Here is a 20,865-nt window from a genome sequence, read left to right as displayed (position 1 = left end):
AGTCCGACAGCGTTGGGCAACGGGAAGAGCCAGATACGATGGCCCACGATTCTCGGTCAGTCGTGCGCCTACCTGCCGATGCTCTCCTGGAATTTCTCAATCCTGGAAAGAATGCCGTCGAATGGAGGCGGGGTGTCGTCGAACATCATCGGCGCCATTGCCCGATAATCCGCTCTGAGATCCTTGATCCGAATCTCGCTGGGCATCAGCCGCAAAGTGCCTGGGCGTGCCGTATCGTAATTGGCCCCGCCCGAGCGAAAGAATGTCGCCTTGTGATTTGCCGCCGTCGCCAGCAGCTCGACATCAGCGGCAGCGGCTTTGCCCTTCGGTATCGCGCATCATGGCGAGGCTTTTGAAGCGACAATGCAGAAAAGCTGCCATTGTAAGCTCGTTAGGCAACATTGCGCAACGCGACGTGGTTCCGCAGCGCCTGCATGACACGGGCCTCGAACCCGCCAGCCTCACCGGTTGAAGCGACTAGCGCCTCCGCGCCCCAGCTTTTGGCTATGGCTCCATCAGCAAGAAAAACCGCTCGGCTACAGAGGCTCGGCACGGTCTCCATGACATGCGTGGAAACAATGATGGCGTGACGCTTGCTAGCGGCAAGCTCGATCAACAACGTCTTGACCTCCCATGCCGCCACCGGGTCCAGTCCGTTGAGAGATTCGTCGAAGATGAGCAGCGGCGGAGAGCCGAGCAAGGCGGCGGCGACCGCGATCTTCGAGCGTGTGCCAAGCGAATATTCTTCGATGGGCCGTTCGAGCCATTGTGTAAGGCCAAGCCGCGCCGTGAGGTCGCCGCCGGGCCAGTCACGGGATGCGCACGAACGCAGGGACGCGACCAGATCGAGATATTGCCATCCCGAGAGTGAAGCCGGTAGATCCCAAACATCGATGGCGAGCCCAAAACGAGCCTTGGCGCGTTCCGGCTCGCGAGCGAGATTGATGCCGTCGATGGCGACGGTTCCCATCTGCGGCCGAAGCTGTCCGGTTATGGCCTTGACCAAAGTGGACTTGCCCGAACCGTTCGCGCCCAGAAGGCCCAATATCTCTCCATGCGCCACCGCCAGATCGATACCGGCTATCACCGTTCGCCCGCCATAGCCCGCGCTCAGGCCGGACACAACAAGAAGGTCCTTGTCGGCAACAGCGCTGGTAGCCGTTTCATCCATGATAGTACCTCAAGCGTGCCCGATGCCACAGCCACAGCACGAGAGTGGCAAGGCCCAGCAGAACGGTACGGCCATATTCCAGGGATTCGTAGCTTGTGTAGGTGATCGCGGCCAAGAAGCTGAAGGCAGCAAGCAGCGGGGCGGTCATGAAATAGGCGGCGAAGACAGCATAGGTGCCGTTCAGGATTAGCAGCCAAAGGCCGCTTGCAAGGGGCATCGGCCACGAAGACGGGTCGGCCGCTAGGGCGGCACCGGCCGGCAGGAGGAAGAAGGTAATCGACAGCCGAAGCGGCAGCCACAACAGCCGCAGCCAAACGCAGCCGAAGCTGACCGGCGCGGTGCGCAGGACGGGCGAACCTAGCGGGCGATAGCGCAGCGTTAGCATGAACACGGCCACGCCGCCGACCAGACCGGCAACCGCTCCCGCAACTGCGTTGTGATGGACGAGGCTGAAGGCAGCCGGGATCAAGGCCGCGAGGCTCATCGCGGCACCTGCGCAGGCCAGGCGCCAAGACGACAAGACCGCACCGGCGGGCAGGTTCCATGCCCAGGCTCCAAGCCACGCCGGCTTGGCACGATCGAAACGGTCCAGCTTGAAAAGCTTTCGCCCACGGCGAATCCGGCGTGTCGCAACTATCACCGCATCCGCAAGGTGCAGGGAAGGCGCAGGCAGCAGCGTGTATGTGCCGATCACGAAGCCGACGGCAAACAGCGCACCGCCACCGAGCGCCCACGCCAAGGCGTTCGGCTTTGCGATCATGACGCAGGCTAGTCCCAGGAGGATGACGACAATCACCGTCAAGGGTGCGCCGATGCACGAGGTCGCAAATACCATCATGCGGCGACGGTCGGAGGTCGACACGGGCAGGGCTTTCATGAAGGGTGCATAGGCACGGGCCAGGCTGAGGCGGACGACGCCCGCTCCCACGGAAAGCCCCAGCAGGGTGGCCGAAACCGGCAGCCCGGCAAGCCACAGCCATGGCGATTGCCTCAGGGTGGCTGTGGCAGCGCGCAAGGCAACGGCGATGTCGGCGGTTGCGTAAGCGATGACCAGCGCCCCGCCAAAGCCGATCCACGCAAGATCATAGCGGCGCATGGAGCGCAGAGAGGCCAACACCTCCCGCCATAGCAAGATCAGGACAAGCCTGTCGTATTTCATGACCATCGTTCTCCAAGCCAGCCTTTTCACCCGACTGACTGACGGTCGGTTGAATAAGATCCGATCCCAGTAAAGCATTGTGGTCCCATGAAGGTAGAACCACAACTCAGGACGCCGGCCTTTCCCTGGTCCGCTTTAAAGCAGTCAGCAGATAATCCTGCATCACCCCCTGCAGGTTACCCGTGGCGTCACGGACTTTTTCCATCGCGGCTTGCACAGCCGGCTCGTCGAGCGGTGACGCCTTGACTGCCGCGGCCAAAGCAGCGCGGGCGGTGCGCAGATCGCGCAGCGCCGCAAAAGTGCGTGGGCGGTTCTCCCGCATTACGGCGCGAAATTCCCGCCTGACTTCCGGCGGATAGATGCTGGCGACGTTCTCGATAAGCATACCGGCGGCGGCACTGTTCCGAAGCCCGCGCGCGGCATAGCCGACCATGAAGACGTTGAGGGCGATGGAGAGGCCGAGCAGGACGAGAACCGCCGCCCAGAGCGACGATCGACGTGTCATAGCGCGCCCTCCGATCCGTCATCGGCGGAAAGGCCGATAAGGTCGTTCCCCAGCGGCGCTCCCGCTGCCAGCGCCAGAAGTTGCACATCGAACGGATCGCCCTGCGATGCCGCCATCTGATACCCTCCGGTCGCCAGAGCGACGAGAAGCAGGGCTCCGCACGCCGCCATAGCGGCGGGCTTCAGCAGGATGCCGGAAAGAAACAAGCCGAGGTGCGATCCGCGATCCGCGTTGATGCGTGCGAGGACCTGGCGGGCCACCTTGCCTTCGTCTGTCTCCAGAAGGGCCGCTTCCAGGACCAGCCAGTCCAGCTCGTCATCCTGACCGGGGTTCTTGATCGACATGTTCAGGGCCTGCTGCCGAAAGGGCGCCGGCCAGGCCGCAATGTCGTTTCCAAAACGACGCTTCAGCTCCTCGAAATCATCGCTGGTCATTGCATTTTCCCTTCGCGGCCTCATGGCCCGCCATGTGGTCTTTCATATGATCCCTCAGGCCGCGCCGGGCACGCACGAGCAATTGCTCGACCGAACCGGCGCTCGATCCCATGACCTCGGCAATGGCCGGCACGTCGAGGTCGCCCACGACACGCAAAAGCAAAGCCATGCGCTGCCGTTCCGGCAGGCGCGTCAGGCCGTCCCTTGCGATCGACAATTCCTGGCGGCCCGTAATCGCTGCGTCGACATCGGGCGTTTCCGACGCTGGATCGTTTTCGAGATCGTCGAGCCCAATGAAACTGCGAAAGGCGCGACGGCGACGCCGGTCGATGCAGCGATTTGCCGTGATCCTGTAAAGCCATGTCGAGGCGCTCGCCTTTTGCGAGTCGAAGCGGCCGGCATTCTTCCACACGCTCACGAACACGTCCTGCACCACATCCTCAGCATCACTAGCGTTTCCGAGGTAGCGGGCGGCAAAGACGCGCAGCCCACGACCGTGACGGGCAATGAGCTGCGCAAGCGCGCCCTGATCGCCCGCCGCGATCCGCGCCACAAGCTTGTCGTCCCCACGCCGCTCTCCATCCTGCACGACAATATTTATCCCGTTCGTCCCGGCTCAGCGGCGAAAGCGACGGAAACCGTACCACTTGCTGCCGCCCGGACCGGTAAAGGTTCCGACCGAACGCGTGCGGAACGGACCATGAGCGGACAGACTTTGGCCCGAAAATGTCTTGCCGTTGGCCGTCACGCCGGAATAGCTCCTGGAGCAGCGCGCGACAACGCCGTTCGCGCACGTCGAGGTGGATGTGTAGGTGCCGCCATTGACACCGGTGCGGGTGGTGGAGCCGGAAAAGATCCCGCCGCCTTCGTCGGTCAGGCCGCGGTTGATCTCGCCGCCATTGACGGTTTTTCGCGTCCATTCCTGGGCGCCCGCTGGGCCGGCGGCCGAAACGGCGAGGACCACGCCGAGCAAGAGCATAGAGAATTTGACAGAAGTCATCATATCCGGAATTCCTTCGTTCAGGGTGACGGCGGTCAGCCGTGGTGTCGGGCGAAGAGGTCGCGGATGAAGACGATCTCGTCGGGCGAAAGCTTTCCATCGCCATTCCTGTCGGCCAAATCGAAAAGCGGTGTGCTGGAGCGGAACTCATCAGCCGAAACCTTGCCGTCGCCATTGGTGTCTACACGTCGCATGGCATTGCCCAGTCTCGCCGCGGCTGCCTCCGCCCGGTCCATGATGGCGTCGCGGGCCACCTCGATCTCGTCCTTGTCGATGACGCCGTCGCCATTGCGGTCAAGCCTCGAGAACAGGCGCTGCCGGCCGGCAAGAATCTCGTCCTTCGAGATCACGCCGTCGCCATTGGTGTCGATACGCTGGAAGAGACGGCCGCTGGATAGGTCCTGGGCGTGGGCGGCGGAAAGCGGTGCAAGCCCTAGGCACAGCGATGTAAGGAAAACAGAAGTCCTCACGATGGTGATCCTTTTCGTTCGATGAGGAAGCCCCTTTTGGCGACCTTGCCTGCCGATACGCAGCGCCGGCCCTCCCTCCTACGCGGCGGGGAAAAATTTCCGTCGCGGCTCAAAGTCTCTGCGTCGCGCGTAGGAGCCGGGCGGCCGCTGCGTAGAGGCCCATGAAGGACGGCCCGCGGCGGGCCGCCTTCTTCGAAACGGAGAGCGGAGATGAAAAGGATTTCGATGGCCCTCGGCGCCTTGCTGATCACAATAGGCAGCGCGGCAGCGACGGATAGGGAGCGTGCACGCGAGCTCTTCCGCCAGATCGATACAAACGGCGACAGAAAGCTCGAATTCAACGAGATCGCGGCCGCACGGGCGAGACTGTTCGACCGCACGGACACTAATCACAACGGCGTTCTCGATCCCGGTGAGATCCAAGCGGCGATGGAACGGGCAAAGTCGACGCAGGACGGCGCGCAGCACGCACAACTGGCCGACATGCAGCAACGCAAGGGGGAAATGGACAGCAACGGCGACGGTAGGATCTCGCGCGGCGAGTTCGCCAGCTTCGTTCCCGATCGGCTGTTGAAGGCCGATGCCAATGGCGACCGGGCTCTGTCGCTGGGCGAACTGCGTTCGCTGCGCCGGCAATAGACACCGCCTCATTTTTTGAAAGGATCAGGATCATGATAAAAGTTTCGACAGCGATCGGCGCAGCGCTGCTTGCCATTTCGGCCACCATTAAGCAGGCCGGCGCGATGCCGCTTCAGCCTTTGCCGGAGGCCACCGTTCAGGCGAGTGGCACGACGGAAGTCTATTTTCGCAGGGGCTTCTATGCCGCCGGCGGTTTCTACTATTTCAACGGATACAGAGGATATGTCCGCTTCCGGCCGGGCTATCGCTATTATAACGGTTACTGGTTTCCAGTTGGCGCCTTCGCGGCGGGCATGCTGGCCGGCGCGAGCATTGCAAATCCGTTTCCGCCTGCGCCCCGACCAGACGCACGTCTAGCCGCCGCCCATGTCAGGTGGTGCTACGCCCACTACGTCTCCTACCGCGCCTGGGACAACACCTACCAGCCCTATGGCGGACCGCGCCGGCAGTGCTGGTCGCCCTACAGCTGATCTTGGCGTCAAAACGCCGGACAGCTACCTTTGTCGATATCATCCCTGTTCGGCACCTTTTTTGGTGACGGACGAGGCCATGCGTCATCGTGCGGCCTCGTCGTTCAAGGAGCGCAGATTTGTTACGCAATCGCCCGATGCCCGTCAGTGCGTTCATACCGGTATTGTCTTATCCTGATGTCGAAAAGGCCAGCCTTCGGCTTTGCGATGCATTCGGTTTCGAACGCCGGCTGCTGGTCGGCAGCCGGCGTTGCGACTTTCACATATTCGACGCCATGTATCTCAAAGGCAACTTCAAGGTTTCATTGTTCGTCGTAGAGATCACGGGGAAGTTGGGACGGGCCCCTGCCGACGAGGCCGGCGAGCCGTGGTAAATTCCAGCGGTCCTGGTCATTTAGGTTCTCGCAGCTTCCGAGCTTCCTTGACGAGCACGGCAAGATTGCCTCCGTGGGTTTGGATCAGTTCTTGTGCCTGTTGCTCTGTGAGCCCATTTACCGCAGCGAAATAGCCGAGCTGATCTGCATCGCTTGGCGAAATGCGATTTGGATGGCGCACATCGCTTTGGGCGCTGTCACGTTCGAAATTGAAAATATTCATACGGCGGCGCACGACGTCCTCGCATCAGTTTGTGGGTCCAGCCAGCCTGGCGACAGGGTTGCGCAAGGAATGAAGACGGGCCCGGTCCGCCGTCGGGGCTTGGGCCGCATCCCGGTTGTTTGCTGTAGACACATGGCTGGCCGCTCTCCGCACGAACGCGACCGAACTATGCCCAAGGGACATTGTTCCCGACGGCAATGTTACCGCGAGCGGTGGGAGGCCAAGCGGAACGAAACTCTCGCAATAGGTCCGCATGCTGGTGGAAAGGCAGTCAGGCAACTGCCGACAGGAGAGACACATCGAAGCTCGCCAAACCATAGCGCCAGCGATGGTTCGTCGCGGCAACGCGACTTTGGTAAAAAAGGGTCAGCCGCTCGCCGTCAATCATCACCGTCGAGTGGCCGTTTTCCCCAGGCCCGCCCGGATCGAGCACTGGACCAAGCGAGACGAAAGGTCCGGTAACGGCGCCCGCAATGGCGAAAAATACCCGCTGACGGCTACCCCGCGGTCCGTGCGGAAGGAAGCAAGTGGCGTTGAGGAGCACACGACCATCCGGAAGCTCCACCAGTTGAGCGCCTTCAATTCCCCATTCGTAGTCGGGATCTTCCCGCGTGTTGTGGTGGGGGATTTCGTTGTGATCCAGGATTTTGCCCAACCGCTTCCAGGGCCCGAACCATGAATCGGACTGGCTTCGAGCCAAATAGATATCCGGCTGCGGGACGCGGGTGAATTCCGGCATGCCGGAATAAACGATGTAGCGCTTACCGCCGATGAGAGCCGGATGCGGATCATAGATGCCGTCTTCATCCGTCCCCGGCAGGGACAGGATTGCCGGGTTGAGCACCACCCAGTTGAAACCGTCGTTGGACACTGCGTGTTCGCAACGGCCGCCAGATTTCATGAACTCGGTTTGGATGAACATGTGGAAGACGCCGTCTTCGTGCACGACACCCGGGGCCGCAACGCCCGAACCCTTGACCGGAAGCCCGATGGGCGCGTGCTCCGTCCACGGTCCATGCAGTTCAGGCGCGGTTGCGTGAAGGATCTTCCAGGTCTCGCTCGTTACCGTGCCGCTCGACCCGAACACATGCCAGAGCCGGCCGTCGTAAACCGGGCATGGATCCTTGAGATCGTCTACCGCCTGCGGGTGAAACAACGGGAACACATTCGTCTCAAAATCGATCTTCATCGTCTGTCCCAGCGATTGTCGGCCGTGAGAGCTCTCACGCTTCAGCCCGACGAAACAGTTCAAGCCGTCAGCTATTTTAGCTGCTCATTCAACCAAAATGCGGCGTCCGCGCGGCCGTCCCCAGAAAGCTGCCTGCAGCCATGGCCGCCCTCTTAGGCGCAGCCCACGCCCGTCTGGATATCGCTCGCTGCAGCTGGAACAAGTTATTCAGCGGAGTGTTAGACATGTCGCAGGAACAGCTTCCTGCAACTGGCGATTAACAAATGTTATACGCAGTCTAAACGGCGATGTCATCAAGGGAACTCTTTATATGGACGCAGCGATAAGAATACCGGCCCTCGTCGAAACCAGAAAAGAACAAGATTTACTGGTGTGTTTTTCCCATTTGCGGTGGAATTTCGTCCATCAGCGCCCACAGCACATTCTCACCCTTGCCTCGGGAGAGCACCAGATCGTCTACTTCGAGGAACCTATCTTCGAAGAATGCTCTCACTCATCCATTCGGTTTTGCGAAGCGGCGCCGGGCATCCGGATCGCGACCCCCTTGCTACCGATCGGCACCAGCCCCGCGAGGGCGGATGCGATCCAGCGCAGATATCTTGACCGGATCATCGCGTCGACACCGCACGCTCAGTTGACCGCCTGGTATTATACCCCGATGGCGTTGCGCTTCAGCGCGCATATTAATTTCGACGTGTGCGTGTATGACTGCATGGACGAGCTTTCGGCATTCAAGAATGCGCCGGCCCAACTCGCGCTAAGGGAACGGGCGCTCTTCGAGCGCGCCGATCTGGTCTTCACCGGCGGCCTAAGCCTGTTCGAAGCGAAGCGCTGCCAGCATCGGGCAATCTACCCTTTCCCCAGCAGCATCGACGTCAGCCATTTTCAAAAGGCGAGGAAGCCCGGCGAGGAGCCAGCGGATCAACTGGCCATCCCACACCCTCGGGTAGGCTTCTTCGGCGTCATCGACGAGCGCCTCGATATCGATCTCGTGGCGCAGGCTTCAAGGACGATGCCAGACGTGCATTTCGTAATGCTTGGTCCGGTCGTGAAAATCGATCCTGACCTCCTGCCGAGAGCCGAAAACCTGCATTGGCTCGGCAACAAAGCCTATATGGACCTGCCCGATTACCTCCGGCATTGGGACGTGGGCTGGATGCCCTTCGCGCTCAATGAAGCCACGCGTTTCATCAGTCCGACGAAAACTCCCGAGTTCCTCGCCGCGGGTCTGCCCGTGATCTCGACTGCAATCGTCGACGTCGTGCGGAGCTACGGCGCCGCAGGACTCGTGGATATTGCGGATGCCGACGATATCGAGCCCAAGCTACGCTCACTGCTGGCGCAGCCGCGCGACACGCGGCTGCCAGCGGTCGATGCCTATCTCGCCAACATGTCCTGGCAGCGAACCTGGGAAGCCATGGCCGCCCACATCAAGCAAGCCAGTGCAAGCAAGAAGGTCGTGCCCTTCCGCAGGAGCGCATGACATGTTCGACTGGCTGATCGTCGGAGCCGGCTTTGCCGGCAGTGTTCTCGCGGAAAGGATCGCCTCGCAAAGAGGCGAAAGCGTTCTCCTCATCGACCGTCGCAGCCACATCGGCGGCAACGCGTATGACTGCTACAACGAAGCGGGCATTCTCATCCATCGTTATGGACCACATATATTCCACACGAACGCGCAATCGATCGTTGACTATCTGTCGCAATTCACCGCCTGGCGGCCTTACGAGCACCGTGTGCTCGCTTTCGTGGACGGCAAGCTTCTGCCGATCCCGATCAACCTCGACACGATCAACCGCCTCTACGGTCTGGAGCTGAGTTCGGCAGAGCTGGAACAGTTCTTCGCCTCGCGTCGGGAAACCGTCGAGGAAGTCCACACCGCCGAGGATGTGGTTGTCAGCACGGTTGGCAGAGAACTCTATGAGAAATTCTTCCGCGGATACACCAGAAAGCAGTGGGGGGTCGACCCCAGCCAGTTGAACAAGTCTGTCACGGCCCGCGTTCCGACCAGAACGAACCGCGACGATCGTTATTTCGGCGACAGCGTCCAGCAGATGCCGGCCGGCGGCTATACGCGCATGTTCGAACGAATGTTGGACAATCCCAACATCAAGATCATGCTGCAGACCGATTATCGCGATGTGCGAGAGCGGATTCCTTTCCGGCGGATGATCTACACCGGACCGATTGACGAGTTCTTTGACTGGAAGCTTGGCCGTCTGCCCTATCGCTCATTGCGCTTCGAGCATGTCACCCTCGACTGCGAGCAGTTTCAACCGGTCGCGGTGGTCAACTATCCGCAAACGGAAGCCTATACGCGCATCACCGAGTACAAGCATTTGACTGGCCAGAAGAATGTCCGGACCAGCCTCACCTACGAATACCCGACAGATATTGGTGACCCATACTACCCTGTGCCGCGTTCGGAAAATGAGGCCCTCTACAAACAATATGAGGCGCTTTCTGCAAATTGCCCGAACGTCTGGTTCGTTGGCCGTCTAGCCACGTATCGCTACTACAATATGGATCAGGTCGTAGGACAGGCTTTGGCCACTTTCGCGCGTATCCAAAAGGAGCTTCCGGCTACGCCCGATTTGCAGACGGCTATGGCGGCGCCCGCTTAGACGCCCCTCCCTCTATCCGAGACAGCAAGGTCGCGCGCGTCAAGAATGGAATAGCTTCTGCTGCCTCGCGAGTTCATCGGCTAGCGGACGGCGGATGCGGCGCGAGCCGTCCGCGTGGACAACGGAAAACAGGCCGACTTCGGCGTGGCGGGAATTGTCCCATCCGGGATAGGCGGTGATTGGGTAGAGGCAGATAGCCTCGATCGGGACTCCTTGGCTGATCGCGGTCCGAACTTCATCGCATACGTAGTGAAGCCATGCGGGGCCGGCGGAACCCTCGGCGCCGGTTTCTGCAATGTACATGGGCCTGGTGTAGCGTCGGGCGACCTCGACTAGCATCTCTGATAGAGCCCGGTATTCATGATGGCCCATCGGGATTGTCGGCCCATGCAGATACCATTGGTTGTGTGGATAAAAGTTAAGGCCAATCACATCGATCAGATCCTCGGCTCCTCCTAACTCAGGCGCGATACGGCCCAACAGCATGTCATACGCTTCGAATTGCCCTTGGCGGACCTTCTCCGCACGACTGACCTCCGTGCGGGTGCGGTCGCGCGGGGCGATGTGGATAAGCGGTTCAGCCCAGACGAATACGCACTCGGGGTCAGCCTCACGCATTGCACGGATACCCTGTACAGCTGCCTTGATTAGATGGCGCTTGAACCAGCCACTCTTTTTAGGTCCGGCTGGCGGAAAATAGCCGACTTCGACTGCCCATGCGAAGAACGATATTTCGTTGATGGGACAGACTACCGCAGCTTTCCCGGTCACTGCCCGGTGTAGTCGGATCGCTTCGGCTGCGAAAGACGCATAGCTCTGGATCATCTGTTCGCTGCCCTGGTCGAGGTGGTCGGGAGACCCATAGTGAAAGACATCCCAGATGACCTGAACGCCGGCGGCACTCGCGGCGTCCAGCATGGATTTCCAATTCGACCAATCGTAGACACCCGGCGCCGTTTCGATCAGATGCCACCGCAGTCCATCACGAATGGTTCTCAATCCCAAGTCTGAGCATCTACGGTAGTCGTCCTCAGCGTGAATGTCGTGGCTGGTTGCGCGGATAAGGTCCAGACGCCGGCCATCTTTGCGACGATGCGAAGAACATTCGAATCCCGCCATGAAGAAGCTGTCGAAATGGATTGGGAGAAAGTGATCACGCATCAAACTTTTCTTTACCCCTCTTGGCGTTTTTCTGTCCACGTCACCCGGGCACAATGCCCAGGAGGGCCGCGACGTCCGCAAGCAGATGGCCGCGGCAGCGCAGGTCCATCGCCTGCAGGTGCGCGAAGCTCGGCTCCCCGCAGCACGCAGCGGTAAGGCTTGTTGGTGCCGTCCGCGGCCAAGCCGCATTGGCTCAGCTTTTTGGGCGAAGCAGGCCTATGTGAGCGAGCTCGAGCGCAACGCGAAAGACGCCGTGCGCCGCCGGATGCTGCGGCCCAAAATTGATATTGAAATCCCTTCCGGCGCTCTCGGCCACGAACGTTAGCTTCCCCCACGACGGTGACGAACTCAGAACGGAGCAGGATGTTCCAAGCTTGCTTTTTGCGGGCCTGCGGGCGGTGCTGCGCGCCGCCGCGACGTGATGCGGCTTGCGGATTGGCCAGATCGGTCTTCGATTTTGTTCAAGCCTACTGTCGAGCAGCACGCGGCCTGCAACGCCGACAGCGCCCTTGGCAGCGGCTTCGCTACCGGGTCACCTTTGCCGCGCTCCTTTCAACAAATGAGATTTCCGCCTTCTTCTTGTTACCATAGCTTCTGGTGACAACAACGTCAGACGGAGTTGAAATGAAGCCGATCGATAAGTGGGCTGATGCCTACGAACCATCTGAATTCGCCGCCAAGCATGGTCTCACGCTCGATCAGGCAAAGGCAGTCATTAGCTCCAATGGGCCCTCCAGGCACAGCTGTGATATGGGGGCCAAGGCGTTTGTAAGAGCTCTCGAAACCAAGCGTGATAGACAGTCCGGTGCAGGAAAATAGAGGCGATCCGCAATCCTTGGCGCGCGAACTGCGCCTTCCAATATCATGGGCACGATACGCCCGAGGGGCCCCCCACGATGTTGGATCGGGCACCCCACCCTGCGAGCCGGTGTCGCGCCTTCGCAAACGCAATCCACAGCCGTTACGGATGATTCAGGCTTCGGTGAGCTTCTTGTTCAGGTCGCAAAGAGTTCCCATGGGCATCGCTCCTTGCCGTCCAACAGCCGTGGGCGCCCCACAGCGCTTGCCTCGGCCGACTATTGGCAATTCGATTGCGCGGGCATAATACCGCCCAAAGGAACAATCGGTTCAGCCGGATGTTCGCCGAACCACTCAGGAGGATCGGATGGGAAACGGGAAAGTGGCGGTCGTCACCGGCGCCTCGAGCCGCATCGGCAAGAAGCTCGCGAAACTTTGTGCCGAGAACGGCTATGGCCTCGTCGTCGCCGCCGACGAGCCTGCAATAGAACTGGCGGCCGAGGCGCTCCGGTCGCATGACGTCTCGGTTGACGCAGTGGAGGCCAATCTTGCAAGCGAGGAGGGCGCCGACAAATTGATCGCCGAAATCGGAGACCGTGACATCGATCTTCTGCTCCTCAATGCAGGGCGCGGCCTGGGCCGGGGCTTTGTCGACCAGGGCTGGGGCGAGGCACGCCGCGTCATCGAATACCAACGTCACCGGCACGGCGCATCTCGCTCAACGACTCGGTTGCAAAATGATCCGGCGCGGTCACGGCAGGATCCTGTTTACCGGCTCTGTTGCCGGCTTCATGCCGGGCACCTTCCAGCCGGTCTACAACGGAACCAAGGCATTCATCGATTCTTTCGCCATCGCGCTGCGTCATGAGCTGAAGGACAGCGGCGTGAGTGTGACTGTGCTGATGCCGGGCGCCGCGCAGACGCGTTTTTTCGAACGCGCCGACATGATGGATACCGAGATCGGGGTGCAAGGGAAGGACAGTCCCGTCGATGTAGCCAGAGACGGCTACGACGCCACGATGGCGGCGAGGAACAGGTCGTCAGCGGTTGGACGAACAAGATGCAGGTCGCCGCCGCACATGTCACCCCGGCCGGCACGCTGGCCGAACAGCACCGCAAACTAGCCGAGCCGGGCTCGGCGAAAGATCGCTGAGGGCGCGGACGCGATCCGGGAACATTCAAGCCCAGCGCCAGTTCGGCCATATCCGCGAGTATCGAAACTCATAGAGAACCGCCCGATGAAAGCTCTGACTTGGCACGGTAAAGGCGACATTCGTTGCGAACAGGTCGCCGATCCCAGGATCGAGGACGACCGCGACATCGTCATTAAGGTGACCTGCTGCGCCATATGCGGCTCGGACCTGCATCTGATGGACGGCTACATGCCGACGATGAAATCGGGCGACGTGCTGGGTCACGAGACCATGGGCGAAGTGGTGGAGGTTGGTCGCAACCACACAAAGTTCAACAAAGGCGATCGCGTCGTCGTTCCCTTCAACATCTCGTGCGGAGAATGCTGGTTCTGCCAGAACGGCCTGTTTTCGCTCTGCGACAGGTCCAACCCTAATGCCGAGCAGGCCGCCAAAATCATGGGCCAGTCGCCCGCGGGCCTGTTTGGCTATTCGCATCTGCTCGGCGGTTACTGGGGCGGACAGGCCGAGTATCTGCGCGTGCCCTTTGCCGATGTCGGCCCGATCAAGGTGCCTGACGGCATCGATGACGAGCAGGTGCTGTTCCTCTCCGACATCTTACCCACCGGCTACATGGCGGCCGAAAACGCCGGAATCCAGGAAGGCGACACCGTCGCCGTCTGGGGCTGCGGTCCAGTCGGTCAGTTCGCAATCCAGAGCGCTTGGATGCTCGGCGCTGGTCGCGTCATCGCCATCGACAAGGTGCCGGAGCGGCTCGCCATGGCACGCGACTACGGCAAGGCAGAGACGCTCGATTTCAGCAACTCCGATATCTTTGATGCGCTGATGGCCATGACGGACGGACGCGGTCCGGACAGTTGCATCGACTGTGTCGGGACCGAGGCAGATGCCACGGCCACGGCCGATTCCATGCTCGATAAGGCTAAGACGACCGTCTATCTCGGCACCGACCGGCCACATGTGCTGCGCGAGGCGATCTATTGCTGCCGCAAGGGCGGCACCATCTCGGTGCCTGGCGTCTATATAGGCCTGGTCGACCACATCCCGTTCGGCGCGGCGATGAATAAGGGGCTGACGTTCCGCATGGGCCAAACCCACACGCAGCGCTACCTCGATCCGCTCCTTCAGAAAGTGCTGAATGGCGATATCGATCCGGCCTTCGTCATCACTCACCGCGCCGGTCTCGACGAAGGACCCGGCCTCTACAAGACATTCCGCGACAAGCAAGACGGCTGCATCAAGGTGGTGATGCGCCCGCATGGCTGATCGCGCGGACACTCAGGGGTCGGGCCTTGCAGAGGGTCCGGGGTTTCTAGCCGATCAGCAGAACAATGCGGCAATGATGCGCCAGGCATGTTCCTCATCGGTGTGCCGTATTCATCGATGTCCGGCGGCGATCACGAAACCAAAATTGCCGCGCTGAAAGGGCGCTGCGGACCACCGAAAGCCTAGCAAAAATAAGCTACATTCCTTGATAACCCGGCGCTTCTGCATTGGCTTGTTCTGGATTGGAATCCGTATAAAAGTTGTTGCGGGATGCAAATGCGAGTGGCCCGCGCTGGCTCGTCGGATCGGGTCGGCGCGCATCTCGACGCATCTCGCCCTTACAGACGAGCTTAGCGCCGCCGCCTCAACAAGAGGCATTCTTGTGCTAGCTAAATTGTCCTTGGACCGGAACAAACGGCTCTGGCGCTTGTTGAATGACACCCATTCAACAAGGAACCTATTGATGAAACACCGCCTTCTAATGACAGCGCTGTCTACCTGCGCGGTCCTGACATTTGCCGCGTCCTCCTACGCCGCCGATAAAGCTCAGGAGTTCGTCGACAAGGCCGCCGCCGGCGGCATGTTCGAGGTCGAGTCGAGCAAGATCGCACAAGGCAAGGCTCAGGATCAGGCAGTCAAAGACTTCGCCCAGAAGATGATCAACGATCATGGCGCGGCGAACGCCAAGCTCGAGACAATCGCCGGCGAGCAGAAGCTGAAGGTACCCGCCGAGACGGACGCCGCGCACAAGAGCGACCTTCACGCCCTGAACACCGGCAAGGACTCGTTCGACAAGTCTTACGTGCAGATGCAGCGCGACGCACATGTCGACGCTGTGAAGCTGTTCGAAGGCTACGCCAAGGACGGCGATAATACTCAGCTCAAGACATTCGCGCAGGAGACATTGCCGACGCTCAAGATGCATCAGGAAATGATCGAAAAGATCGCATCCGGCACCAACGACAAGTCTTCCGGCACGAGTTCGACGACGCCCGCGGTGTCGACGAGCGACACCAATAACCCGGCGGCGCCCGTACCTGGCGCCAACAGCTTCACCGAAGCGCAGGCGAAATCGCGCATTCAGGATGCCGGCTTCTCCAATGTCAGCGCGCTGACGAAGGACGACAAAGGCATCTGGCGTGGCACTGCCGAGAAAGACGGAAAGCAAGTGACCGTAGCGCTTGATTTCCAAGGCAACGTGGTTGCCGGAGCTCAATAACCGAACTCAGAAATGGAGTGAAACAATGACCACAGTCACCGGACTTTTCGATGACTATCAGGACGCCTCCGACGCCGTGAGCGAATTGGAAGCGATTGGCGTGCCGCGAGACGACATCAGCATCGTGGCCAATAATTCCGACAATTGGTATCGGCAGGACGAGACTTCAGAAGCCGGTGAAGATGCCGCCACAGGTGCGGGCCTGGGAGCGGTCGTCGGCGGCGCGGGCGGGCTCCTCACCGGGCTCGGGATCATGGCCATACCTGGCGTCGGACCCGTGGTGGCGGCCGGGTGGCTCGCTGCGACAGCGGCCGGCGCGGTGGGTGGCGCCGTGGTCGGCGGAGCAGCCGGCGGGATCATCGGGGCACTTACAGAATCCGGCGTCTCGGAACGGGATGCACATGTTTATGCCGAGAGCGTTCGCCGCGGCGGCAGTCTGGTGACTGCCAAAGTCGACGATCGGCTGGCGGGCGAGGCTGAGCGCATTCTGCGCGGCGGGCGTTCGGTCAATCTCGATGAACGGCGTAGCAGTTACGAGGCTGCCGGATGGACTGGATTCGACGCCAGCGCAGAGCCTTTTGACGACATCGAGGCGGAACGCGATCGCGTTCGCCGAACCACACCGCTTTGAGAAATGCGGCCCCGCCGAAGTCTCGACGGGGCCTTTTCTTCTCCGGCGACAGGAGCGAGGCACCTAAGCACCCTGTTTGGCTTCACTCTGGGACGATTTCGGCGACGCATCGACGGGTCGATGTGCGTTGGAAAATCGAGGATCGTTTGAGGTTCTGCAAGGCGCTGCGGAAACTGCTCGAGATTCCAAGTGCCGCTCCGTTCCGCCGCCCGCTGAGACCTGCTGCTGAGATCGGCCATTCGGCTTCCATGGTCGCCAATTGCACGGCATCGATGCCGGGGAATTGTTGCCGCGGCCTTGAAGGATCGGCACGCAGGGATTGCGGCGTGAGAATTATGAAGTCCCGCGCGGTGTTGAGCTTCACCCTCCCAGCGCAATCATCCGCTTCGCGATCTCAACAGGAACGACCTGTCGAAGCAGACCGAAGATTTTGAGCAGGACGACGCAATCGCTTAGAAGGTCGAGGGCTGCCGGGCAGATTCCTCCGGGAAGCCGCCGGTTCATCAGGTCGAAGTCGTCCGGCTTTGCAGGCGCTGTCCTGTATTCGAATACTTACCCTCGACCCGATCCAACAGGGGCTCTGGCGCAACGGCCTTCAGCCGTCAGCAAGTCTCAAACCTCTATGGCCAGCAACTGCCGGAACGTCTCCACGACGACGTCCAAGCCGCTCGCGTGCTGCGGCAGCTTGGCGAATGAAAAAATCGGAGATCTTCATTTCGCTTTTTCAAGCTCTCTCGCCAGGCTCATGCAGTTGACGGTCGACGGCCGCTTCGCTTCGGTTGGGCCACAAAGCCTGCGCCCGGCGCTTACTGGCGGCCCAGTGCGGCCGTGTTAAGTGTTGCGCGATCTTTCCAAGACGGGGAGTCCCCACCGATGGTCTGGGCCACAGAAAAGCGAACTCTAATTAATCCCGGCCTCCGAGCAGGATTTTCGAACGGCCGATCCGGGCCGAAATGGGGACAGCGGCTTTTTGTGTCCAATAAGAAAGAGGTCGGCCGAGGCGACAGCTGCAGAACGTTCGGCTTGTTCCGTCAACTCGCTGCCAGAAAGACGTTTTCGACCTGCCAATCGGCGGAACCGACGGGGGAGATTGCCGTTCTCTCATGCCAATCAGGGGCGCTCAATGTTCAACCCATGGGTCGATCTCTCTCTTTCGATACTGGAAGCGCAGCAAGTGATGTGGCTTCGAGGTATGCGAATTGCTAGTGGCGGCAAAGCGGCTGAACGGGAAGCCAAGTTGATGATCAGTGAAAAAATCGAGGCTGCCGGCCGCGCAACCATGATGCTCGCCATGGGTGCGCCAGCAGACAAGCTAGCAAGTTACTATGGCGGCAAGATCAGGGCCAATAGAAAGCGGCTGTTGCGGTCACCTGCTTGACCTAGCAGCTTGCGATCCGCCACAATGCAGTCGACCAGTTTGCTATCTGACCAGTGGCTTGCTCAGGCACCGCGACGTAGGTTCTCGCGCCACCAGACCTCCAGGGTTCGTTTTCAATATGAACGACGGGACCGAGGAGAACGGGGCGTTCGGTGAGACGGCGTTACCGAGCAACGCCGCTGGGCTGCGAGGCCCTGAACGAGGCCGGACTGAGGGTGCGTGAGCTTTTCAGGGAAATACTCCCGTTATCACATTCGGGAAAGTCGGCTGGGAATACGCACCGTTGAGTCAGAATGAAGCAGCTGAAGTCAGCGAGGCCGCATCTGAGGCGAAACCCACAACCGGCTCGCCCAGCGAGGTCTTCGGGGTCTTCCTCAAGCTCGGCCTGACTTCCTTCGGCGGCCCCATTGCGCATCTCGGCTATTTCCGCGACGAACTGGTGGTGCGGCGCAAGTGGATCGACGAGGCCGGCTACGCCGATGTCGTGGCGCTCTGTCAGTTTCTGCCTGGCCCGGCTTCGAGCCAGGTTGGCTTCTCGCTGGGCCTCCTGCGCGGCAACGGTATTCTCGGCGGGCTTGCCGCTTGGTTCGCATTCACCATGCCGTCCGCGGTCATCCTGTTTGCCTTCGCGCTAGGCACGTCTGGCTTCGTGGAGCCGATTGCGGAGGGGTTCTTACATGGGCTCAAACTGGTAGCCGTTGCGGTCGTAGCGCAGGCGATTTGGGGCATGGCGAAAAATCTCACGCCGGACAAGGAACGCGCCGGCATCGCGATTGCGGCCACATTCGTCGTTGTCTTCATCGGCGGGTCATTCGGTCAGATTGGCGCGATCGTGCTCGGCGCCGTCGCCGGGCTCGGGCTCTGCCGTGGGGAAGTGCGCGCGCTAAGCGGTCATCTGAGCTTTCCGGTATCGCGCCGGGGTGGTGCGATTGCACTTATTATATTCGCGGCTCTCTTCGTGCTTCCGCCCCTTCTGGCGAACGCAACCGGTCATCAGGCCGTCGCTCTGTTCAATGCCTTGTACCGCTCGGGGGCTCTGGTGTTCGGCGGCGGGCACGTCGTTCTGCCGCTGCTGCAGACGCAGGTCGTGACGCCCGGTTGGGTGGCGGACGAAACCTTCCTCGCGGGCTATGGCCTGGCGCAGGCTGTTCCCGGACCACTCTTCACCTTTGCCGCCTATCTCGGTGCGGTCATGGCGCCGGCGCCCAATGGGCTTGTTGGTGCGGGCATAGCGCTCTCCGCCCTCTTCCTTCCGGGTCTATTGCTCGTCTACGGCATGCTGCCTTTCTGGGGCGCGTTGCGGCAGCGGTCGACGGCGCAGGCCGCCATGCGCGGCACGAATGCCGCCGTTGTCGGCATTCTCGGCGCCGCATTGTATAGTCCGGTCTGGACGAGCGCCGTTCTGTCGCCGGGGGATTTCGCGCTCGCGCTTACCGGATTTCTGCTGCTCATCGTCTGGAAGGCACCGCCGTGGATCATTGTGCTGTTGCTGGCCGCGGGAGGGGCGCTGCTGCAATCCGTCCCAAGCTGACCCCCGAATGCGGCTTTAGCTATCTTTGAGACGTTGCGCTTTTGAGATAGCGCCAGCGGTCGCGTTTGCTTGCATTCTGGCGTTCATGAAGCAACCGGGAATGTTCGGCCTCATGCCGGTGACCAAAGGCCCGGCAAACTCGGGTCGGATGCGTCGACGTTGAAAAGCGGAACGCCCTTGCAATCCAGCACGTTCAGTTTCCCAACCATCTGGTCTAGGCCCGGGCTGTAACCGGTCGCGGCGATAACGATGTCCGGATAGACGGAAGCCCCGCTATCTAGGATGACAGCCTCTCCAGCAAACTTCCTGATCTCTGGCAAAACAATGATATTGCCGTTTTTGATAGCCCGTACTGCCCCGCCGTCGGTGGCAATCGGAGGCCAGACGGGTGGCGCCGCCAGACGGGGTGGCACGCTATCCGGAGTTGCCTGCGCTCGCAACCAGCACTTTTTTCCCGTCGTAGTCCCCAGCCTTGCCAAAGTCGGCTGAGTGAACAATGCGTGCTGACGGTGCCGTCTACAGCCGACATGCGGAACTCGGATACATAGTCCGATTCAATACCGTGCCTGGGATTCGGTTCCATGCGCAGCATCCCGCGCCGGCGACCGCCGGCGCGCTAAGGAAGAACGGCGTATAAGCCGCAGTCCTGCGCGCGGCCGCAACAGCGGACCGTTGTCGCGCGCAGGACGGAGGAAATTCGCCCCCGCCGCGGGGCGGTGAACGGGACAGCCGTAGGAGCGTCAGCATAGCGCCGGCCGAGGACGGGACGCGGGACCGACTGTCCCCGTCCGCGGTGGTCCGCATATTTTTGCGTCGAAGCCGACCAGCGGAGATCGCGCACTTCCGGCTCTCGACAGTTCGGCCGCTGATCGCGATCGGAGTGTCCAAGCCAGAGCCGAGTTGGCCTGCACGAAATCGATGAGGTCTTGCATCCCTTCACCCCTCAATTGCGTGGCAGCTTATGAATTCCAGCCTGACAGGCCCTCCCCTGTCACAACTTGTGCAAAAGAGCGCTCGCTCGACCGAACTGAATAGAGCGCCTTTTCCATAGCGTTCAATGAGGCCGGCAGGCTTTACCGTTGCATAGTGGGAACAGGATCTGCACCAGGCCCGCAGCACATGCCACTCGCGAAGATCGCCGAGCGCCACATCCAGGGCAGCGTGAATGCTGCCATCGATGATGGTCTGCGGTGGGATTTTGACCTCGCCTGGTGTCAGGATTTTCTCCATCACATGCCGACTGTTGTAGTGGATCAGCAACATGCCCGGCCGGCGTCGGATGGCGGCCTGCCAGGCTGCCTGGCTGACCGTTGAATCGGGGGAACGCGAAATGGTTTCTGACAAAGCCTGCTCCTCGCGATCCCAGACCTCGATCCGAAAATTGTCTTCCGCCGTTTTCGCCATAGCTTCGCCGGCCAGCGCGATTGACGCCGAGCCATGGTCCTTTGCTGCTCCAGATTACGCTGAAATAAGGA

Annotated in this window: 23 protein-coding genes and 2 pseudogenes; 11 read left to right on the top strand and 14 right to left on the bottom strand. The window is 60.7% G+C overall.

The genetic code is table 11. From position 1 onward, the window contains the following. Positions 1-68: 68 nt before the first annotated feature. From LB551_RS30145 to LB551_RS22735, 8 genes are all read right to left on the bottom strand, one after another. Positions 69-206, bottom strand: coding sequence for a hypothetical protein (locus LB551_RS30145; protein ID WP_348642866.1), 138 nt, complete (start codon positions 204-206; stop codon positions 69-71). 185 nt (positions 207-391) lie between these two features. Beyond that, positions 392-1,171, bottom strand: coding sequence for an ABC transporter ATP-binding protein (locus LB551_RS22765; RefSeq protein WP_140552606.1), 780 nt, complete (start codon positions 1,169-1,171; stop codon positions 392-394). Next, the gene (locus LB551_RS22760) at positions 1,164-2,330 is read right to left on the bottom strand and encodes a hypothetical protein (RefSeq protein WP_224628932.1); all 1,167 of its coding nucleotides are present in this window, start codon (positions 2,328-2,330) and stop codon (positions 1,164-1,166) included. The genes LB551_RS22765 and LB551_RS22760 overlap by 8 nt, the downstream gene beginning before the upstream one ends. Before the next feature lie 106 nt (positions 2,331-2,436). Further along, positions 2,437-2,835: a periplasmic heavy metal sensor gene (locus LB551_RS22755; RefSeq protein ID WP_140552607.1), complete on the bottom strand. Its 399-nt coding sequence runs from the start codon at positions 2,833-2,835 to the stop codon at positions 2,437-2,439. Further along, positions 2,832-3,269 (bottom strand): hypothetical protein, encoded by a 438-nt coding sequence (locus LB551_RS22750; RefSeq protein WP_140552608.1) that lies wholly within the window; start codon positions 3,267-3,269, stop codon positions 2,832-2,834. Before LB551_RS22750 ends, LB551_RS22755 begins: the two co-directional genes overlap by 4 nt. Next, entirely contained in the window at positions 3,256-3,858 is a 603-nt protein-coding gene (locus LB551_RS22745; protein WP_224628929.1) for an RNA polymerase sigma factor, read from the bottom strand. The genes LB551_RS22750 and LB551_RS22745 overlap by 14 nt, the downstream gene beginning before the upstream one ends. A gap of 27 nt (positions 3,859-3,885) precedes the next feature. Next, positions 3,886-4,272: a hypothetical protein gene (locus tag LB551_RS22740; RefSeq protein ID WP_224628928.1), complete on the bottom strand. Its 387-nt coding sequence runs from the start codon at positions 4,270-4,272 to the stop codon at positions 3,886-3,888. 32 nt (positions 4,273-4,304) lie between these two features. Continuing rightward, entirely contained in the window at positions 4,305-4,739 is a 435-nt protein-coding gene (locus LB551_RS22735; RefSeq protein WP_224628926.1) for an EF-hand domain-containing protein, read from the bottom strand. Between the two features lie 210 nt (positions 4,740-4,949). On the opposite strand from LB551_RS22735, the gene LB551_RS22730 reads away from it, so the two are divergent. The 3 genes from LB551_RS22730 to LB551_RS22720 all read left to right on the top strand — a co-directional run bounded on the left by LB551_RS22730 (position 4,950) and on the right by LB551_RS22720 (position 6,222). Beyond that, positions 4,950-5,378 carry an EF-hand domain-containing protein gene (locus LB551_RS22730; protein ID WP_140552611.1) on the top strand — a complete coding sequence of 143 codons (429 nt, stop codon included), beginning with the start codon at positions 4,950-4,952 and terminating at the stop codon, positions 5,376-5,378. A gap of 32 nt (positions 5,379-5,410) precedes the next feature. After that, the gene (locus LB551_RS22725; RefSeq protein ID WP_140552612.1) at positions 5,411-5,848 is read left to right on the top strand and encodes a BA14K family protein; all 438 of its coding nucleotides are present in this window, start codon (positions 5,411-5,413) and stop codon (positions 5,846-5,848) included. Positions 5,849-5,967: 119 nt separating this feature from the next. Further along, on the top strand, positions 5,968-6,222 hold the full coding sequence (locus LB551_RS22720; protein ID WP_224628923.1) for a hypothetical protein: 255 nt from the start codon (positions 5,968-5,970) through the stop codon (positions 6,220-6,222). Positions 6,223-6,238: 16 nt separating this feature from the next. Here the strand turns inward: LB551_RS22720 and LB551_RS22715 are convergent, their stop codons facing one another. Both LB551_RS22715 and LB551_RS22710 read right to left on the bottom strand, forming a co-directional pair. Continuing rightward, positions 6,239-6,445, bottom strand: coding sequence for a DUF3606 domain-containing protein (locus LB551_RS22715; protein ID WP_140552613.1), 207 nt, complete (start codon positions 6,443-6,445; stop codon positions 6,239-6,241). A 271-nt stretch (positions 6,446-6,716) separates the two neighbouring features. Beyond that, on the bottom strand, positions 6,717-7,634 hold the full coding sequence (locus LB551_RS22710; protein ID WP_140552614.1) for a hypothetical protein: 918 nt from the start codon (positions 7,632-7,634) through the stop codon (positions 6,717-6,719). Positions 7,635-7,944: 310 nt separating this feature from the next. Here LB551_RS22710 and LB551_RS22705 point away from each other — a divergent pair, with 310 nt between their 5' ends. Together LB551_RS22705 and glf are read left to right on the top strand one after the other, a co-directional pair. Then, complete coding sequence (locus tag LB551_RS22705; protein WP_140552615.1) at positions 7,945-9,117, top strand: glycosyltransferase; 1,173 nt, start codon at positions 7,945-7,947, stop codon at positions 9,115-9,117. A 1-nt stretch (position 9,118) separates the two neighbouring features. Beyond that, positions 9,119-10,255 carry a UDP-galactopyranose mutase gene (gene glf, locus LB551_RS22700; protein WP_140552616.1) on the top strand — a complete coding sequence of 379 codons (1,137 nt, stop codon included), beginning with the start codon at positions 9,119-9,121 and terminating at the stop codon, positions 10,253-10,255. 39 nt (positions 10,256-10,294) lie between these two features. Here the strand turns inward: glf and LB551_RS22695 are convergent, their stop codons facing one another. Together LB551_RS22695 and LB551_RS22690 are read right to left on the bottom strand one after the other, a co-directional pair. Further along, positions 10,295-11,416, bottom strand: a complete 1,122-nt coding sequence (locus tag LB551_RS22695; protein WP_140552617.1) for a beta-glucosidase — start codon at positions 11,414-11,416, stop codon at positions 10,295-10,297. A gap of 40 nt (positions 11,417-11,456) precedes the next feature. Continuing rightward, positions 11,457-11,598 (bottom strand): annotated as a pseudogene (locus LB551_RS22690) (NADH-quinone oxidoreductase subunit D); the annotation flags it as partial. 983 nt (positions 11,599-12,581) lie between these two features. Between LB551_RS22690 and LB551_RS22685 the strand changes: the two are divergent. From LB551_RS22685 to LB551_RS22670, 4 genes and pseudogenes are all read left to right on the top strand, one after another. Then, positions 12,582-13,367 (top strand): annotated as a pseudogene (locus LB551_RS22685) (SDR family NAD(P)-dependent oxidoreductase). Between the two features lie 85 nt (positions 13,368-13,452). After that, positions 13,453-14,631 (top strand): zinc-dependent alcohol dehydrogenase, encoded by a 1,179-nt coding sequence (locus tag LB551_RS22680; RefSeq protein ID WP_224660540.1) that lies wholly within the window; start codon positions 13,453-13,455, stop codon positions 14,629-14,631. A gap of 463 nt (positions 14,632-15,094) precedes the next feature. Further along, complete coding sequence (locus LB551_RS22675) at positions 15,095-15,850, top strand: DUF4142 domain-containing protein (RefSeq protein ID WP_140552641.1); 756 nt, start codon at positions 15,095-15,097, stop codon at positions 15,848-15,850. 25 nt (positions 15,851-15,875) lie between these two features. After that, complete coding sequence (locus LB551_RS22670) at positions 15,876-16,481, top strand: general stress protein (RefSeq protein WP_140552621.1); 606 nt, start codon at positions 15,876-15,878, stop codon at positions 16,479-16,481. An 82-nt stretch (positions 16,482-16,563) separates the two neighbouring features. Here LB551_RS22670 and LB551_RS22665 read toward each other — a convergent pair whose 3' ends face one another. Next, entirely contained in the window at positions 16,564-16,845 is a 282-nt protein-coding gene (locus LB551_RS22665) for a hypothetical protein (protein WP_140552622.1), read from the bottom strand. Between the two features lie 759 nt (positions 16,846-17,604). Between LB551_RS22665 and LB551_RS22660 the strand changes: the two genes are divergently transcribed. Next, entirely contained in the window at positions 17,605-17,859 is a 255-nt protein-coding gene (locus LB551_RS22660; RefSeq protein WP_140552623.1) for a hypothetical protein, read from the top strand. 283 nt (positions 17,860-18,142) lie between these two features. Further along, complete coding sequence (chrA, locus tag LB551_RS22655; RefSeq protein ID WP_140552624.1) at positions 18,143-19,390, top strand: chromate efflux transporter; 1,248 nt, start codon at positions 18,143-18,145, stop codon at positions 19,388-19,390. Positions 19,391-20,326: 936 nt separating this feature from the next. Here chrA and LB551_RS22645 read toward each other — a convergent pair. Next, on the bottom strand, positions 20,327-20,794 hold the full coding sequence (locus LB551_RS22645; RefSeq protein ID WP_224660539.1) for a hypothetical protein: 468 nt from the start codon (positions 20,792-20,794) through the stop codon (positions 20,327-20,329). Positions 20,795-20,865: the final 71 nt, after the last annotated feature.

Origin of the sequence: Mesorhizobium sp. BR1-1-2 (assembly GCF_020165435.1) — a bacterium.
GTDB lineage: Bacteria > Pseudomonadota > Alphaproteobacteria > Rhizobiales > Rhizobiaceae > Mesorhizobium.
This window is presented reverse-complemented; position numbering and strand designations above follow the sequence as displayed.

Coding starts and splice junctions, on each gene's coding strand:
- LB551_RS22710 (WP_140552614.1), bottom strand. CDS start 7,634: ATGAAGATCGATTTTGAGACGAATGTGTTCCCGTTGTTTCACCCGCAG.
- LB551_RS22730 (WP_140552611.1), top strand. CDS start 4,950: ATGAAAAGGATTTCGATGGCCCTCGGCGCCTTGCTGATCACAATAGGC.
- glf (WP_140552616.1), top strand. CDS start 9,119: ATGTTCGACTGGCTGATCGTCGGAGCCGGCTTTGCCGGCAGTGTTCTC.
- LB551_RS22750 (WP_140552608.1), bottom strand. CDS start 3,269: ATGACCAGCGATGATTTCGAGGAGCTGAAGCGTCGTTTTGGAAACGAC.
- LB551_RS22705 (WP_140552615.1), top strand. CDS start 7,945: ATGGACGCAGCGATAAGAATACCGGCCCTCGTCGAAACCAGAAAAGAA.
- LB551_RS22645 (WP_224660539.1), bottom strand. CDS start 20,794: ATGGCGAAAACGGCGGAAGACAATTTTCGGATCGAGGTCTGGGATCGC.
- LB551_RS22715 (WP_140552613.1), bottom strand. CDS start 6,445: ATGAATATTTTCAATTTCGAACGTGACAGCGCCCAAAGCGATGTGCGC.
- LB551_RS22760 (WP_224628932.1), bottom strand. CDS start 2,330: ATGAAATACGACAGGCTTGTCCTGATCTTGCTATGGCGGGAGGTGTTG.
- LB551_RS22680 (WP_224660540.1), top strand. CDS start 13,453: ATGAAAGCTCTGACTTGGCACGGTAAAGGCGACATTCGTTGCGAACAG.
- LB551_RS22765 (WP_140552606.1), bottom strand. CDS start 1,171: ATGGATGAAACGGCTACCAGCGCTGTTGCCGACAAGGACCTTCTTGTT.
- LB551_RS22725 (WP_140552612.1), top strand. CDS start 5,411: ATGATAAAAGTTTCGACAGCGATCGGCGCAGCGCTGCTTGCCATTTCG.
- LB551_RS22695 (WP_140552617.1), bottom strand. CDS start 11,416: ATGCGTGATCACTTTCTCCCAATCCATTTCGACAGCTTCTTCATGGCG.
- LB551_RS22660 (WP_140552623.1), top strand. CDS start 17,605: ATGTTCAACCCATGGGTCGATCTCTCTCTTTCGATACTGGAAGCGCAG.
- LB551_RS22670 (WP_140552621.1), top strand. CDS start 15,876: ATGACCACAGTCACCGGACTTTTCGATGACTATCAGGACGCCTCCGAC.
- LB551_RS22740 (WP_224628928.1), bottom strand. CDS start 4,272: ATGATGACTTCTGTCAAATTCTCTATGCTCTTGCTCGGCGTGGTCCTC.
- LB551_RS22755 (WP_140552607.1), bottom strand. CDS start 2,835: ATGACACGTCGATCGTCGCTCTGGGCGGCGGTTCTCGTCCTGCTCGGC.
- LB551_RS22675 (WP_140552641.1), top strand. CDS start 15,095: ATGAAACACCGCCTTCTAATGACAGCGCTGTCTACCTGCGCGGTCCTG.
- LB551_RS30145 (WP_348642866.1), bottom strand. CDS start 206: ATGCCCAGCGAGATTCGGATCAAGGATCTCAGAGCGGATTATCGGGCA.